Source organism: Parachlamydia sp. AcF125 (assembly GCF_018342475.1).
GTDB lineage: Bacteria > Chlamydiota > Chlamydiia > Chlamydiales > Parachlamydiaceae > Parachlamydia.
Genome location: NZ_JAEMUD010000002.1, coordinates 18,759 through 32,970, shown reverse-complemented (window position 1 = coordinate 32,970; position 14,212 = coordinate 18,759). Strand labels below are relative to the sequence as shown.

General features: G+C 43.2%; 8 protein-coding genes and 2 pseudogenes. 3 read left to right on the top strand and 7 right to left on the bottom strand.

Annotation, left to right across the window (positions count from 1 at the left end; all coding sequences use genetic code 11):
• Position 1: 1 nt before the first annotated feature.
• Both ruvB and PARA125_RS04480 read right to left on the bottom strand, forming a co-directional pair.
• A complete protein-coding gene (ruvB, locus tag PARA125_RS04485) occupies positions 2–1,015 on the bottom strand; it encodes a Holliday junction branch migration DNA helicase RuvB (RefSeq protein ID WP_213157546.1) in 1,014 nt (337 codons plus the stop codon).
• Positions 1,012–2,391: a sodium-dependent transporter gene (locus tag PARA125_RS04480; protein ID WP_213157545.1), complete on the bottom strand. Its 1,380-nt coding sequence runs from the start codon at positions 2,389–2,391 to the stop codon at positions 1,012–1,014. Before PARA125_RS04480 ends, ruvB begins: the two co-directional genes overlap by 4 nt.
• A 167-nt stretch (positions 2,392–2,558) precedes the next feature.
• Here PARA125_RS04480 and PARA125_RS04475 point away from each other — a divergent pair, with 167 nt between their 5' ends.
• Positions 2,559–3,038, top strand: a complete 480-nt coding sequence (locus tag PARA125_RS04475; protein ID WP_213157544.1) for a hypothetical protein — start codon at positions 2,559–2,561, stop codon at positions 3,036–3,038.
• A gap of 329 nt (positions 3,039–3,367) precedes the next feature.
• Here PARA125_RS04475 and PARA125_RS04470 read toward each other — a convergent pair whose 3' ends face one another.
• Positions 3,368–3,688 carry a TMEM14 family protein gene (locus PARA125_RS04470; RefSeq protein ID WP_213157543.1) on the bottom strand — a complete coding sequence of 107 codons (321 nt, stop codon included), beginning with the start codon at positions 3,686–3,688 and terminating at the stop codon, positions 3,368–3,370.
• An 8-nt stretch (positions 3,689–3,696) separates the two neighbouring features.
• Positions 3,697–4,431, bottom strand: coding sequence for a dienelactone hydrolase family protein (locus PARA125_RS04465; RefSeq protein WP_213157542.1), 735 nt, complete (start codon positions 4,429–4,431; stop codon positions 3,697–3,699).
• A 135-nt stretch (positions 4,432–4,566) separates the two neighbouring features.
• On the opposite strand from PARA125_RS04465, the gene PARA125_RS04460 reads away from it, so the two are divergent.
• Complete coding sequence (locus PARA125_RS04460) at positions 4,567–4,998, top strand: globin domain-containing protein (protein ID WP_249274198.1); 432 nt, start codon at positions 4,567–4,569, stop codon at positions 4,996–4,998.
• Between the two features lie 63 nt (positions 4,999–5,061).
• On the opposite strand, the pseudogene PARA125_RS04455 reads toward PARA125_RS04460, so the two are convergent.
• Positions 5,062–5,600, bottom strand: a pseudogene (locus tag PARA125_RS04455) (transposase); the annotation flags it as partial.
• Positions 5,601–5,678: 78 nt separating this feature from the next.
• Positions 5,679–5,906: pseudogene (locus PARA125_RS10145) on the bottom strand (transposase); the annotation flags it as partial.
• A gap of 148 nt (positions 5,907–6,054) precedes the next feature.
• On the opposite strand from PARA125_RS10145, the gene PARA125_RS04445 reads away from it, so the two are divergent.
• Positions 6,055–6,252, top strand: coding sequence for a hypothetical protein (locus tag PARA125_RS04445; protein ID WP_213157539.1), 198 nt, complete (start codon positions 6,055–6,057; stop codon positions 6,250–6,252).
• 337 nt (positions 6,253–6,589) lie between these two features.
• Here the strand turns inward: PARA125_RS04445 and PARA125_RS04440 are convergent, their stop codons facing one another.
• The gene (locus tag PARA125_RS04440; protein WP_213157538.1) at positions 6,590–14,137 is read right to left on the bottom strand and encodes a HEAT repeat domain-containing protein; all 7,548 of its coding nucleotides are present in this window, start codon (positions 14,135–14,137) and stop codon (positions 6,590–6,592) included.
• Positions 14,138–14,212 lie beyond the last annotated feature (75 nt).

Below are 14,212 nucleotides of genomic sequence, written 5' to 3'. Positions count from 1 at the left end.
ATCAATTCTTCGTCCTTCTCTTTTTTAATTTTCCTAAGTGTTTGTAGGCAGATTCCGTTGCAACACGCCCCTTGGGTGTACGCTTGATAAACCCTTTCATGATCAAATAAGGCTCGTGCACTTCCTCTATTGTATTTTTTTCTTCTCCAATTGCAACCGCAAGTGTATTTAATCCCACCGGGCCACCATCGTAGTGATCAATTAAAACTTCTAAAATTCTCTTATCCATTTCGTCAAAGCCGATCTGATCGATCGCTAACATGTCTAGGGCTTTAGCTACAATCGGTAGCGTCACACAATTATTTGCCCGCATTTGGGCATAATCTCGCACCCATCTTAACAGATGATTCGCTATGCGGGGGGTCCCTCTGGAGCGATTTGCAATTTCAGCTAATCCTTCCTGATCGATGGTCATATGCAAAATTTGCGCGGTACGCCCGAGGATTTGCTCTAAAACTTTGGGCTCATAATAATCTAAGCGGCATGAAAATGCAAATCTAGAACGCAAGGGAGAAGTTAATAAACCCACACGCGTCGTGGCCCCCACTAGCGTAAAGCGGGGAAGTTTTAATTGGATACTCCGTGCATTGGGCCCTTTATCAATCATTAAGTCTAATACAAAATCTTCCATAGGAGGATAAAGATATTCTTCTGTTGCAGGGGGCAAGCGATGCAATTCATCGATAAATAGGATATCCCCTTCTTTTAAATTAGTCAAAACACCGGCCAAGTCTCCCGCTTTCTCAATGAGAGGCCCTGAGGTCACAATGATGTTAGTTCCCATGGCTTTTGCCAAAATATTGGCTAAAGTGGTTTTACCAAGCCCGGGAGGACCGCTAAACAAACAATGGCCAAGCGCTTCTCCCCTTTGTTTGGCTGCTCCAATCATTACTTCTAATCTTTCACGAATCGGATCTTGCCCTATGAAATCTGCAAGCGTAGGGGGGCGCAAAGGAGCTTCAAAGGTGGTATCTTCCTGGCAAAATGAAGATTTGATATAGTTTTGTGTCATCATTTTAAAAGAAAATTATTAACAATGAGTTCAAGAAAAATAATTACCATTAAAATAGGAGCAGAAATCTGAAAGCAAAACCAAAAGTAAGATAAAATCCATGGATAACGCTTAAAAAAATCGTGCGATCCCGCTTTTAATTCCTCTAGGGCGTTCCATATGCCCCAACGATTAGATAAAAGGATGAGGGCACAAAACCCACCCGCAGGAATCAAAATATACCCACAAATAGCTTCCATTAAACTCACAAAAGGCATTCCAAAAAAAGTGGTATTTTTTAACAAACTATACGACAAAGCGCTTGGAATACCAAGAAGAAATGCACCGACTCCGCATGCCCAAACAGCAAGATGGCGATTCCATCCTTTTTCATCAATAAGATAAGCAATCGTAGGCTCCATGGCCGAAATTTCGGAGGTGAGGGCTGCTAACACTACAATTAAAAAGAAAAGCACACCCACCAAATAGCCGCCGGGAATTTGACTTAACACCCAAGGCAAAGTATGAAAAATAAGGACCGGACCCGAGCTTGGCTCTACCCCAGCAGAAAAAGCAATGGTGAAAATAACCATTGCCGCTAAAATTGAAACAAGAGTATCCATTAATAAAATCGGCACGCAACTTTTCACGATATTTTCTTCTTTTGAAAGATAACTGCCGTATGTCACCATGGTTCCCTGCCCTACGCTTAAGGTAAAGAAAGCTTGCCCTAAAGCAGTTAAAAGCACAGCAGGGGTTAACAAACTCCAATCCGGATGAAATAAAAAGCGAAGACCTTCTTGGGCATGCGATAAACTCAATCCCTTGATGACTAAAATGATCAAGACTACAAAGAGAAGAGGCATCAGAAACTTATTCCATTTTTCAATCCCTCTCCTAACGCCTAAATAGAGAATCATGCTGCAAAGTAAAATGAAAACAAAATGAAAAGACACTCCCCACCACGGATTTTGCATAAGAGAAGTGTGATAATGGGCCACAGCCTCGGTCGAAGAAAATACAGTTAAGTTTCCTTTTAAAGCTTCAATAAAGTAGCCAAAAATCCATCCAGCCACAGCGCTGTAAAAAGAACTCACAATAAACCCGGTGAATACCGTGACTTTTCCAGTCCATGACCAAAAAGCCGATCTTCCTAATTTTTGGAAAGCCCCGCTTGGACTTGTTTGAGTGGCACGTCCAATTAAAATTTCCGCTACAAAAACGGGAAATCCAATTAACAGCAAACTCAGAATATAAACAAGAATAAAAGCGGCTCCCCCATGTTTGCCCACCAAGTAAGGAAATCTCCAAATATTTGCTAGCCCCACAGCCGAACCTGCTACGGCAAAAATAAAACCAATTCGCGAACCCCATGATCCCCGAGCGGAAGCGCTGCTCATATGTACCTCTATTATTAATAATGAATGAATGGGTGCTTTAGAATACACTTTCTATTAATATTAAATCCAGCATAGATCTCGATCGAGTCTTATTAAAAAAACTGGAAAAAAATATAGGATAAACCCTAAGAATAGGAATTTTTAAATAGGAAGAATAAAGGAGATAGATGATGAAAATAAATCGGATTTTCCAAGCTTTAGCGATAACAGCTTGCTACGGGCTATTTAATTGCTCCGCTCTCCAAGCGGCACATCCCTCTTCTCTCTCTTTTCAGGCAGAGGAACAAATTTTTTATAAGCAGATTGAAGATTTAATTGCAAAAGATCAAAAACGTCTGCAAGAACTGCAAGAGAGGGCTTATAGTCGCAAAAAAGTTCCCATGTGGTCCCACAAAGTAGAACTCGAACAAGCTATTATCACACTTGATGTTAAAAAAGTCCTTTACGCCAATTTTAAAAATACCCTTTCGATTGAAAGCTCGCTCGTACGAGAAAAATTGCTCAGCTTAATGAGAAAAGATAATATTACCATGAGTGATCTTGCTGAACTTCAAGCCCTTACTGAACGGGAAAAGCAACGCTTAAGAGAGGAGAAAGCGCAAACTGAAGCGCAAAAGCCAGCAGGGGGAGTAGAAAGCGCCAAATAAATTTTCAAAGGGTGTCTTACTCCTTTAGACACTCTGCTTTGCCAATAAATTGTTTAAAGCGAAGAGACAACATTTGGGTTGTACACACCCCCTTTCTCCCACCCCGTCCCTAAAAAGAGATTCACCATTTATCCTAATAGCGGAGCGGATAACGATAGCTTCTGTTTATATCCAGTTGAGCTCCTGACCTTTTCTATCCACTATTTCACAAGCTGACAGATCTGAAGCCCAGGGCACTTATCCCGGTTTGTTAAGTTGAAATAAAAAAGGAAGGTGACAGACGAAAACAAGCTTTTTAACCTATAAAGCCTCCCACCTTACATTTTAAGTTACTCCCCTCTCTCTTTTAAAAAGGCAAAAGCAGCTCCTGTGGCTAAACTTAAAAGCACCATCAAACCAGCTGGCATAAACTTCATGGACATCGAAAATCTATAGAGGAAAAAAAGGCCTAAAAATGCGATCAAGGCAATCGCCAAGTAATAGCCTTCTCGTCGACTTTTCCACATCAACCAACCAGCAAATCCTAATAAAGCTGCAAATCCAGCCGCCATCACCAAGGAAGCTAAACTTTGGGCTTTTACATATCCTATCATTCCTCCGATCAATACGAAAAGTGCATATATCCAAGTAATCGATGCGTGAATATTCATGAGAACCCTTATTTAAATATTTCTTCAAAAAAATTGCGCATAGAAGTCCATGCGCGTTGACTAGATTTTGCGTTGTACACAAGCCCATGCTCCGTATCCCTCATCGAAGGGTTAGTAAAAGCATGCGAAGTGTGTCCATAAATGTCCATTTTCCAATCGACATTTGCCCGATTTAATTCTTTTTGGATCGCCGCAATATCGCTAGAGGATACTAAGGGATCTTCATACCCATGTTGAATCAATAAGGCACTTTTGATCTCTTTGGCCAGGGGTTCAAGGCGGGCTTTTTTACCTCCAAGTGTATCCCCCAATATCCCATGAAAGCTCACCGCTCCCCGAATATCTTCTCCGCTTCTCACAAGCTCAATAACAGTTAACCCTCCAAAGCAAAATCCTATAGCCCCTATTTTATTAGGATCTACGGCAGGACATTGTTTGACAGCCCTAACAGCTGCTCTAATTCTTTCGCGCAAAGTTTTGCGCTCCACAAAAAGAGGAGCCATTAAAGCCGCCGCTTCCTCATCCGATTCTGCTGTTTTTCCTTCCCCGTAGACATCTGCGGCAAAAGCAACATACCCAAGATTAGCCAATTGCTTGGCTTTTTCTCGTTCAAATTCACCTTGCCCTTTCCAAGCGTGGGCAATGACTATAGCAGGCTTTTTTTCCCTACTCGTGGGATCATAAACCAGATAACCTTGCATGCTGACATCACCGACTCGGTAAGGCACGGCTTCTTGATACATATTTTCTCCTCGAATTTGCAAAAATTCATTTCTTGGTCACAAAGTAGGAGGGGAGACATTTTTTTCGCAATATCTATTTTTCAAAACCTCACTTGTGCTAAAATGTTTCGAGAAAATGAACAAGGAAGCTCCGCGATGACTAGTCCCCACCCTTATATCCCTCTTGGAGGCCCTCCGCAAGATATTCGCTTAAGTCCTGAGATTTATGCCAAGATGGGAGAGGAAAATATTTTCAAAATGCTTGAAGATTTTTACGCCGAATTAGAAAAATCAAGCATTCGATCTCTTTTTCCCGAGGACATGCTAGAAGCCTCAAAAAAATCCGCCGCTTTTTTCGTTTTTTTGCTTGGTGGCCCCCCTCTTTATCACCAATTATATGGGCCGCCCATGATGCGCAAACGACATCTTCCTTTTGCGATAGACGAAAATGCCAGACAAGTTTGGCTAGAATGCTTTCGAAAAATTCTCTATAAATCTGAAGAAAAGTATCATTTCCCTCCCGAACACCTGGAGAGTTTTTTGCATTTTTTAGACAAATTTTCGGGATGGATGGTAAATACAAAATAGGAAAACCATTCAAAACCAATTGGAAATGTTCATATATTTTTGCATGCAATGGAAATTTTTAAGCTAAGAGCGAGTTTTCAAGCATAATTTTTTATTCCATCGAGAGAACATTAATCGACTCATGCAGATGTATAGATAGGACTCACTAAGGCACGGCAAACACTCATAAGCATGGCTAAGTCGCCTGTTTCTCCCCATCCACGCAAAGGTTTTTTCGACCACCCATCTTCGAGGAAGGATTGTAAACTCTCTTTCTATAGGAAGGTATTCAGCTTGCCATTGTTCATTATAGACGCAAATTCTTTCGGGAGGCCTTTTAATAACCTCTAATTCAGCTCCATGCTGGCTAGCTATAGTCTTCAGATCACTTCTTGAATAGTCAGAGTCTCCCCATGTTTTACGTACGGAGGGATATTTTTTTTCTTGCAAAATTTCTATTAAGCCTTGCTTGTCGCTTGCATATTCAGCAGTGACTTTTGCTTGTAAGAGCAAGCCTTTCGTATCAACAAGAATATATCTTTTCCTCCCAAATACCTTTTTGGCCGCACAGTAACCGCTGCAAGGCCCCCTTTTTCGGTAGTTTTGGCTGCTTGGTTATCTATGAGGGTTCCAGTCGCCTCTTTGTCTCTTCCTATTTTTATCCGCAATTGCTCATGCAGGGCTGTATTAATTTGCTCAAAGACGCCCCTCGTTTCCCAATTCCGAAAGTTCCCATATACTGCCTGCCAAGGAGGAAAATCGTGAGGTAAATTTCTCCATTGGCATCCAGCCCGTGTAATATAAAAAATCGCATTGAGTATTTCTTTTCGAGAGTATTTTTCTTGGAATCCTACTCTTGGCTTTTCTACCAAATGTTTGATCAGATTCCACTCTGCATCCGATAAGTCAGTCCTATATGAAGCCCGCACAGCAACCTCCTTAATGTTGACTATTCATAGTGTACCCATCTTCTGCTATTCCAAGCAATCTTTATACTCCTTAAGTTTCTTATAAACAAATACTTATACTGAAAATTATGCTTAAAAACTCGCTCTTATAAATAATGAAGGAAGTCCGGTGGCATTTGAAATAACCTGTGCTAAGGGAGATGAGAGACAGCAAGTAGAAAAGTTACTTGATTCAGTGGATGGCCTGGCGGCTACATTCTCTAAAGAAATGGACTTATTCCCCATTTTTGAAGCAGATAAAGGTTATAATTCTAGGGAGCTAAGAGAAAAGCTGCTTAAATCCCTTGATGTCGGTACAGGAAGATAGGAAAGCTGGAAAAAGATCGCTTCATAGGTGTTAAGAAAGCATTGGCAAGCCGAAAGAGCGATAGCTTGGCTCCAAAGGAAGCTTAGAAGGCTTGTTGTCCGTTGGGAAAGAAGGCTGAAAACTGGAAGGGTTTTTTAAGTTTTGGACTTATCCTCTTTTGGGTCAATCGAATACTGGAATAGGTTCATAGGCCCTGGCTTCCTTATCTAGGATTAAAAACATGGGTCACTCTTGGTAATAACTATAGGCGCTTTAAGACACCTTTTTAACTAAGAAACTAAAAGGCCTACTCTTTGTGTCAGTAATCTAAGAGCTGTGAAAGCAATTTCTTTTGACATCAAAGTCGATCTGTAGTTCCTTGAGAACTCTCAGTAGAACTAAGGCTGTCTAGTCGTTTCCGCCATACGGCAAGCTCGGTGGGTAATTTTTCTCTTATTTCCTCGTAACTAAACATTAATCTATCCTCACTCAAATAAGTTGTTATGTTGTCAGAAATTTGAAGTTGCTGGCCTTTAACTGAAAAGCCATCCTCAGTAAGGAAACAAGCCATAGCAATTAAAGGAAATGCTTCGACCCTCATTTTTAATAAAGCCTTTTTATTGATTTCTTTTAGAGCATCGGCAGCATGCCTTTTGTCATAATCATATCTCACATAGCCTTCTTGGCCCAGGAGAATGTGGATGATTTCAGCTAGCGTTTTCTCAAGAAGCTTACCTCCTCTTTGTGCTATGTCTTTTATAGCAGAGAGAGAAGCAAATCTAATAGAGGAACGACTCTCCTTCTGGGGGACTTGGATGAGAGCTGCTAACGCTTTCTTAGAAAGCTCTCCTCCCCGCTTTGCCACTTCTCCTAGAGCATTAGCAGCGGAGCATTTGGCATTAGAATCGCCCTTTTCAACAAGTTGGATGAGAGCTGCTAACGCTTTCTCTGGAAGCTCTCCTCCCCGCTTTGCCACTTCTCCTAGAGCATTAGCAGCGGAGCATTTGGCATTAGGATCGCCCTTCTCAACAAGTTGGATGAGAGCTGCTAGCGCTTTCTCAGCAAGCTTGCCCTCTTGTTTTGCCACTTCTCCTAGAGCATTAGCAGCGGAGCATTTGGCATTAGAATCGCCCTTTTCAACAAGTTGGATGAGAGCTGCTTGAGCTTTCTCTGAAAGCTCTCCTCCCCGCTTTGCTACTTCTTTTAGAGCATCAATAGCATATTTTTTGGCATCAGAATCGCCCTCTTCAAGGATTTGGATGAGAGCTGCTAGCGCTTTCTCAGCAAGCTCTCCTCCCCGCTTTGCCACTTCTCCTAGAGCATTAGCAGCGGAGCATTTGGCAGCAAAATAGCCCTCCTCCTGGAGAATTTGGACGAGAGCTGCTAGCGCTTTCTCTGGAAGCTCTCCTCCCCGCTTTGCCACTTCTTTTAGAGCATTAGCAGCGGAGCATTTGGCAGCAAAATAGCCCTCCTCCTGGAGAATTTGGACGAGAGCTGCTAGCGCTTTCTTAGAAAGCTCTCCTCCCCGCTTTGCCACTTCTCCTAGAGCATTAACAGCGGAGCATTTGGCATTAGAATCGCCCTTCTCAACAAGTTGGATGAGAGCTGCTAGCGCTTTCTCAGCAAGCTCTCCTCCCCGCTTTGCCACTTCTCCTAGAGCATTAGCAGCGGAGCATTTGGCATTAGAATCGCCCTTCTCAACAAGTTGGATGAGAGCTGCTAGCGCTTTCTCTGGAAGCTCTCCTCCCCGCTTTGCCACTTCTTTTAGAGCATTAGCAGCGGAGCATTTGGCAGCAAAATAGCCCTCCTCCTGGAGAATTTGGACGAGAGCTGCTAGCGCTTTCTCTGGAAGCCCTTCTCCCCGCTTTGCCACTTCTCCTAGAGCATTAACAGCGGAGCATTTGGCATTAGAATCGCCCTCTTCAACAAGTTGGATGAGAGCTGCTAGCGCTTTCTCTGGAAACCCTCCTCCCCGCTTTGCCACTTCTCCTAGAGCATTAGCAGCGGAGCATTTGGCAGAAAAATCGCCCTTTTCAACAAGTTGGATGAGAGCTGCTAGCGCTTTCTCTGGAAGCTCTCCTCCCCGCTTTGCCACTTCTTTTAGAGCATTAGCAGCAGAGCATTTGGCATTAGAATCGCCCTTCTCAACAAGTTGGATGAGAGCTGCTAGCGCTTTCTCTGGAAGCTCTCCTCCCCGCTTTGCCACTTCTTTTAGAGCATTAGCAGCGGAGCAGTTGGCATTAGAATCGCCCTTCTCAAGAAGTTGGATGAGAGCTGCTAGCGCCTTCTCTGGAAGCCCTCCTCCCCGCTTTGCCACTTCTCCTAGAGCATTAGCAGCGGAGCATTTGGCAGAAAAATCGCCCTCCTCAAGAAGTTGGATGAGAGCTGCTAGCGCTTTCTTAGAAAGCTCTCCTCCCCGCTTTGCCACTTCTCCTAGAGCATTAACTGCAGAGCATTTGGCATTAGAATCGCCCTCTTCAAGGATTTGGATGAGAGCTGCTAGCGCTTTCTCTGGAAGCTCTCCTCCCCGCTTTGTCATTCTTTCTAGAGCATTGACAGCAGAACGTATGATTTCATAATCGCCCTTCTCAAGAGGGACATTGGCATCAAGAAGTCTGGCCATAAACTCGCCCTCCTCCTGGAGAACTTGGATGAGAGCTGCTAGCACTTTCTCTGGAAGCTCTCCTCCCCGCTTTACCGCTTCTCCTAGAGTACTGACAGAAGAACATATGATTTCATAATCGTACTTCTCCGGAGGGACATTGGCATCAGGAAGTCTGGCCATAAACTCGACCTCCTCCTGGAGAATTTGGATGAGAACTGCTAACGCTTTCTTTGGAAGCTCTCTTCCCTGCCCTGCCACTCTTTTTAGAGCATTGACAGCAGAACGTATGATTTCATAATCGTCCTTCTCCAGAGGGACATTGGCATCAAGAAGTCTGGCCATAAACTCGACCTCATCCTGGAGAACTTGGATGAGAGCTGCTAGCGCTTTCTCAGAAAGCCCTCCTCCCTGCTCTGCAACTCTTCCTAGGGCATTGACAACAGAACATATGATTTCATAATCGTCCTTCTCCAGCTCTTCGTGGAGAACTTGGATGAGGGCTGCTAGCGCTTTCTCAGCAAGCTTGCCCTCTTGTTTTGCTACTTCTGCTAGATGATAGGCTACAGGCTTGCCCTCCTCAAGGATCCGAATGAGAGCAGTTACCGCTTTCTCAGCAAACTTGCCCCCTTGTTTTGCTACTTCTCCAAGAGCATTAGCAGCAGGGCATTTGACAGCAAAGCCGCCCTCCTCCTGGAGGACTTGGATGAGAGCAGTTACCGCTTTCTCAGCAAACTTGCCCCCTTGTTTTGCTACTTCTCCTAGAGCATTAGCAGCAGAGCATTTGGCAGCAAAGCCGCCCTCCTCCTGGAGGACTTGGATGAGAGCAGTTACCGCTTTCGCAGCAAACTTGCCCCCTTGTTTTGCTACTTCTCCAAGAGCATTAGGAGCAGGGCATTTGGCAGCAAAGTCGCCCTCCTTCTGGAGGGATTGGATGAGAGCAGTTACCGCTTTCTCAGCAAACTTGCCCCCTTGTTTTGCTACTTCTCCTAGAGCATTAGCAGCAGAGCATTTGGCAGCAAAGCCGCCCTCCTCCTGGAGGACTTGGATGAGAGCTGCTACCGCTTTCTCAGCAAATTTGCCCCCTTGTTTTGTTACTTCTCCTAGAGCATTAGCAGCAGAGCATTTGGCATTAGAATCGCCCTCTTCAAAAAGTTGGATGAGGACTGCTAGCGCTTTTTCTGGAAGCTCTCCTCCCCGCTTTGCCACTTCTTCCAGAGCATTAGCAGCAGAGCATTTGGCATTAAAATCTCCCTTCTCAAGTAGTTGGATGAGAGCTGCTAGCGCTTTTTCTGGAAGCGCTCCTCCCCGCTTTGCCACTTCTTTCAGAGCATTAGCAGCAGAGCATTTGGCATTAAAATCTCCCTTCTCAAGTAGTTGGATGAGAGCTGCTAGCGCTTTCTCAGCAAGCTTGCCCTCTTGTTTTGCTACTTCTGCTAGATGATAGGCTACAGGCTTGCCTTCCTCAAGAATTCGAATGAGAGCAGTTACCGCTTTTTCAGCAAATTCGCCTCCTTGATGCACAACTTTTCCTAGAGCACGGGCAGCACGAGCAGCAGAGCTTGGGGCATCAAAGCCGCCCTTTTTAAGAAGTGAGATGAGAGTATCTAGTGCTTTTTCTGAAAGCTCTCCTCCTTGCTTTACCACTTCTTCTAAAACATCGAAAGCAGCAAATCCGCGATCCGGCTTTTTAAGAATTCGAACAATGAATTTCATTATTTCTGGAGCTAACGTTTGCCCAGTTCGTATGATTTCTAGTAAGTTCCTTAGCATATTTTCTCTGTCCTGAGGATCGGATAACAATTTTCCGATCGCACATTTCACCTGAGGGTGATTAAGGAGGTTTTTATTTCTAAGCAACCGTCCATAGTCTAAACCTAAGCAAGAGAGATGGATAATGTAGTCTTTCGCAAGCTCAATAAAGCCACCATACTGCTTCACTATAGACGGATTTTGGCACTCCTCAAAGCAGCCTGCAATCAAATGGAGTTCGCTCCTGACAGTAAAGTCTTGAGGCGCAGCAAAAAGGTCATCAAAAAAGGGCTGTAGCGGATTTGAATCTGAATAACGCCGATTACTTGAGATAGCAAGGGAAAGACAGCCCGCAATCATGCGCAAAACCAGGGCATAGCGAGGCTCAAACTTGCAGCCTTGTACAAATTTTTGGCATGCTTTTCTTTCTCCTTTAAGGTATTGATTAGCAAATTTTGAAGCGGTTAGGAACTCTTGCAAGGTTAAGTGAATAAAGTACCCTTTTTCTTCAGGGATGCGCATCAGTCCGCAATCTATGAGCTCATTGGAGGTGATTGCTGCGTTACCTATAAATTCCTCGATTTCTCCCTTCTCCAAATAAAGGGTATCTTTTTCCATAGCAAAAAAAGCCATGTCTTCAAAAGCAGCGGCAATTTCTTTCACTTCTCCATTGTCGCGCAAATTTTTCCATCTCAGAATATCCTCTTTCTTTTGCGTGGAGTGGCCTTGGTCAATTCTTCTCAACATAAACCATTTATGCATCCAATTAACCATCCGTTCATAAATAGCAGTCATGGTAATGGGTTGATTAGCATCGAAAAACTCTGGATCTTCATTAAAAAGGCAACAAAGCAGGGTTAAGTTAATCGGAGTGTGCGCAAGGCTTAAAACTTGAGGAGAGCTCTTTAATAGGCGGTGAAGTTTTGCTTTTTTCTCTTCTGCTTGCACTTGGGTGAAAAACCGATCGATGTAATGATCGATCCTTTTTTTATCAAAGCCTAATAGTTCTAACTCACAAGAGCGTTTAAAAGAGCAGCTGCCTGGCCTTGAGGTGATCAGAATATGGGGAAATAACTCTTTTAGCTCATTAAAGGCTTTAGCAAGACTGGTATTTGCTTGGGCGTCTGAGGAGAGTTCATCATAACCATCCAATACAAGCAGGGTTTTTTCTCGGAAAGTAGTATCGTTGAGGCAAGCTTCGATGGCCCTATGCTCAATTTTGCCTGCATATTCTCTCGCAATCAGATCAGCGGGAGTATAGTCTTGATTAGCAGGATACTTTCCTAGAGTAAAATTTCTTAAAGGAATCCAAAAAAGATAGGAAAAGAGGCCTTGCCACAAATCCTTTTTTGCCCAGCGATAAGCGATGTAGTGGCATAAAGTGCTCTTGCCAATTCCAGCAGCACCTTGGATATAAATCCTTTTAGCTTTTTCTTTTTTAAGACTTTTGTGCTCAAAGAGCTGCTCGATTTCGATACTTTTCTCAGGTTCGAGGACGGTCTCAAAAGACGGAATGCGCTCATCGTAGATATAATCAGAATGTTTATCGTAAAAATAACTATAATAAGAATATTCATTAATGGCTTGGTCGCATGCTTTTCTTTCTTGAGTCTCAATAATACCTATCGGAATGCGCTCATCGTGGATATAATCAGAATGTTTATCAAGAGCTTGGTCGCGTGCTTTTCTTTCTTGAGTCTCAATAATACCTATCGGAATGCGCTCATCGTGGATATAATCAGAATGTTTATCAAGAGCTTGGTCGCGTGTTTTTCTTTCTTGTGTCTCAATAATTTCTAAACGCACATAGATCTCTTCTAAAGGAACTCTAAACTCCCAGTCTTGCTGCGCTTTAATTCTAAAAATAGACAGGGTTTCTTGAGAAAGATAAAGATTCCGAAGAGAATTAGCCACATATTGTGGATTTTGGATTGCCTGGACTAAAGCTTGTATAAGGACATCGTTTCCATTTTTTAAAGCAAGCTCTAATGCCGTTTTTTTCTCCTTATTTAAGGTATTTGTGTTAGCCCCTTTTTCCACCAAAGCTGCAATGATTTGGCAGTAATGAACTTTGGCTTTAGGGGAAGCTACCCCTCCCGCCATGACAGCTAGATGCAAAGGGGTATTTCCATTTTTATCTTGTTGATCAAGCTGGATTTGATTTGGCGGCTGGCGTAATAAGCATTGAACGCTCTTTTCATTTCCTGTCATTGCCGCTAAATGTAAAGGTAAACGCTCGTCGCTATTTTTAGCTTCCACAAAAGCAGGATCGTACCCCATCAAAATGCGGACAATATCGGCGCAATCTGTGGGAGAGCGACAAGCGTAGTGTAAGGCATTATTCTGAGAGCTATCGAGTATTTTTAAATCTGCTTTTAACTCAATAAAAAGAGAAAGTAGTTCGCTACAGCCTGCATAACAAATTTGGTGGATCAAAAAGTCAGAGCGGCTTTTGAATTTTTGATTAGGGTCCATCCTCTTTTCTCTAAGTAACCAATAAATCAGTTTAATATAGGCCGTGTGCTTCTCTTGAAAAATCCCTTTAGGATGAGCATCTGTTTGTGGAAAAGCTCCCTCGGCGGCGATTTCTAGAAACGAGCATTCTTGTTCTTCCGGTTGTGGCAGCCCATTAGCAGCAAGTTTTTTGGCGATATTGAGCAAGCCATGCTTAAGAACATTCCTAAAGCATATTTTAAGTGAGGGATTATCTAACTGGAAAAAAGAGGGCCCTTTTTTGCTTAATAAAATGCAAGCGCATTTATCTTGCATCTTAAAATCTAGGCTTTCTCGCTCAAGTAGAACTTCTAAAGGGGTAAGATGGAATACATCTTGCAATTCAGTATGTGCCCCGCAGTTAATAAGTTTAAGCAAAATGGCAAAATGCCCCTTAGCAGCTGCTAGATGCAGAGCAGTATACCCCTTCTCCCCTTGGGAGGCATTTAAAATTTCTGGAATGTCTTTATGTTTAAGCAAAAGGTCGACGATTTCCTCTTGTCCATATTCAACAGCCACATGTAGCACAGTCTTAGCGTATTGGCCATCCCCGACTTTTTTGATATCTGCTCCCTGTTCCTGCAGAAACTGCGCAATCGAGATAGATCCCATCCTGATAGCCACATGTAAAGGTGTCTCTTTGATCACCTCTCCTGCTAAGTCATTGAGCTGAGATTTTATGCTTGGTCTTTCAGAGAAAAGATAGCCAAAAATGCTGAGATTTTCCTGGGCCGCAAAATAATGCAGTAAGTTTTCACCTTCTTTTAAACTTTTCTCTAATGTGTCCAGATATTGATCGAGTGGTTGGTGATCAAATTTATATTCCTGTATGTTAAGCGTGCTATACAACTCATAAGCGGTAGCTAGATAAAAAACGCCATGCAATAAAGCTTCTCCTTGGGCTTCTTTTAAAAATTTATGCCCTTGAACAATTAAATCTTTCAGACAGGAGGGGCACTTGAGTTGCAGCAAATCCTTTAAGCGTTGGTTAAGCTCCCCTGCTGCCAACCTAGCAGGCAGTGCTGCTTCATGGTATTGAATGACGGGATTAGATTGCATAAACAGGCTGGCTTTTTCCTCTACGCGGATTTGACTACCCCTAACCTGGACTTTAATAGGTCCTGGCTTGGTTTG

What these genes read in the sequence shown, in the direction of transcription:
- PARA125_RS04480 (WP_213157545.1), bottom strand. Translation starts at nt 2,391, where the DNA reads ATGAGCAGCGCTTCCGCTCGGGGATCATGGGGTTCGCGAATTGGTTTT.
- PARA125_RS04470 (WP_213157543.1), bottom strand. Translation starts at nt 3,688, where the DNA reads ATGAATATTCACGCATCGATTACTTGGATATATGCACTTTTCGTATTG.
- PARA125_RS04475 (WP_213157544.1), top strand. Translation starts at nt 2,559, where the DNA reads ATGATGAAAATAAATCGGATTTTCCAAGCTTTAGCGATAACAGCTTGC.
- PARA125_RS04465 (WP_213157542.1), bottom strand. Translation starts at nt 4,431, where the DNA reads ATGTATCAAGAAGCCGTGCCTTACCGAGTCGGTGATGTCAGCATGCAA.
- ruvB (WP_213157546.1), bottom strand. Translation starts at nt 1,015, where the DNA reads ATGATGACACAAAACTATATCAAATCTTCATTTTGCCAGGAAGATACC.
- PARA125_RS04460 (WP_249274198.1), top strand. Translation starts at nt 4,567, where the DNA reads ATGACTAGTCCCCACCCTTATATCCCTCTTGGAGGCCCTCCGCAAGAT.
- PARA125_RS04440 (WP_213157538.1), bottom strand. Translation starts at nt 14,137, where the DNA reads ATGCAATCTAATCCCGTCATTCAATACCATGAAGCAGCACTGCCTGCT.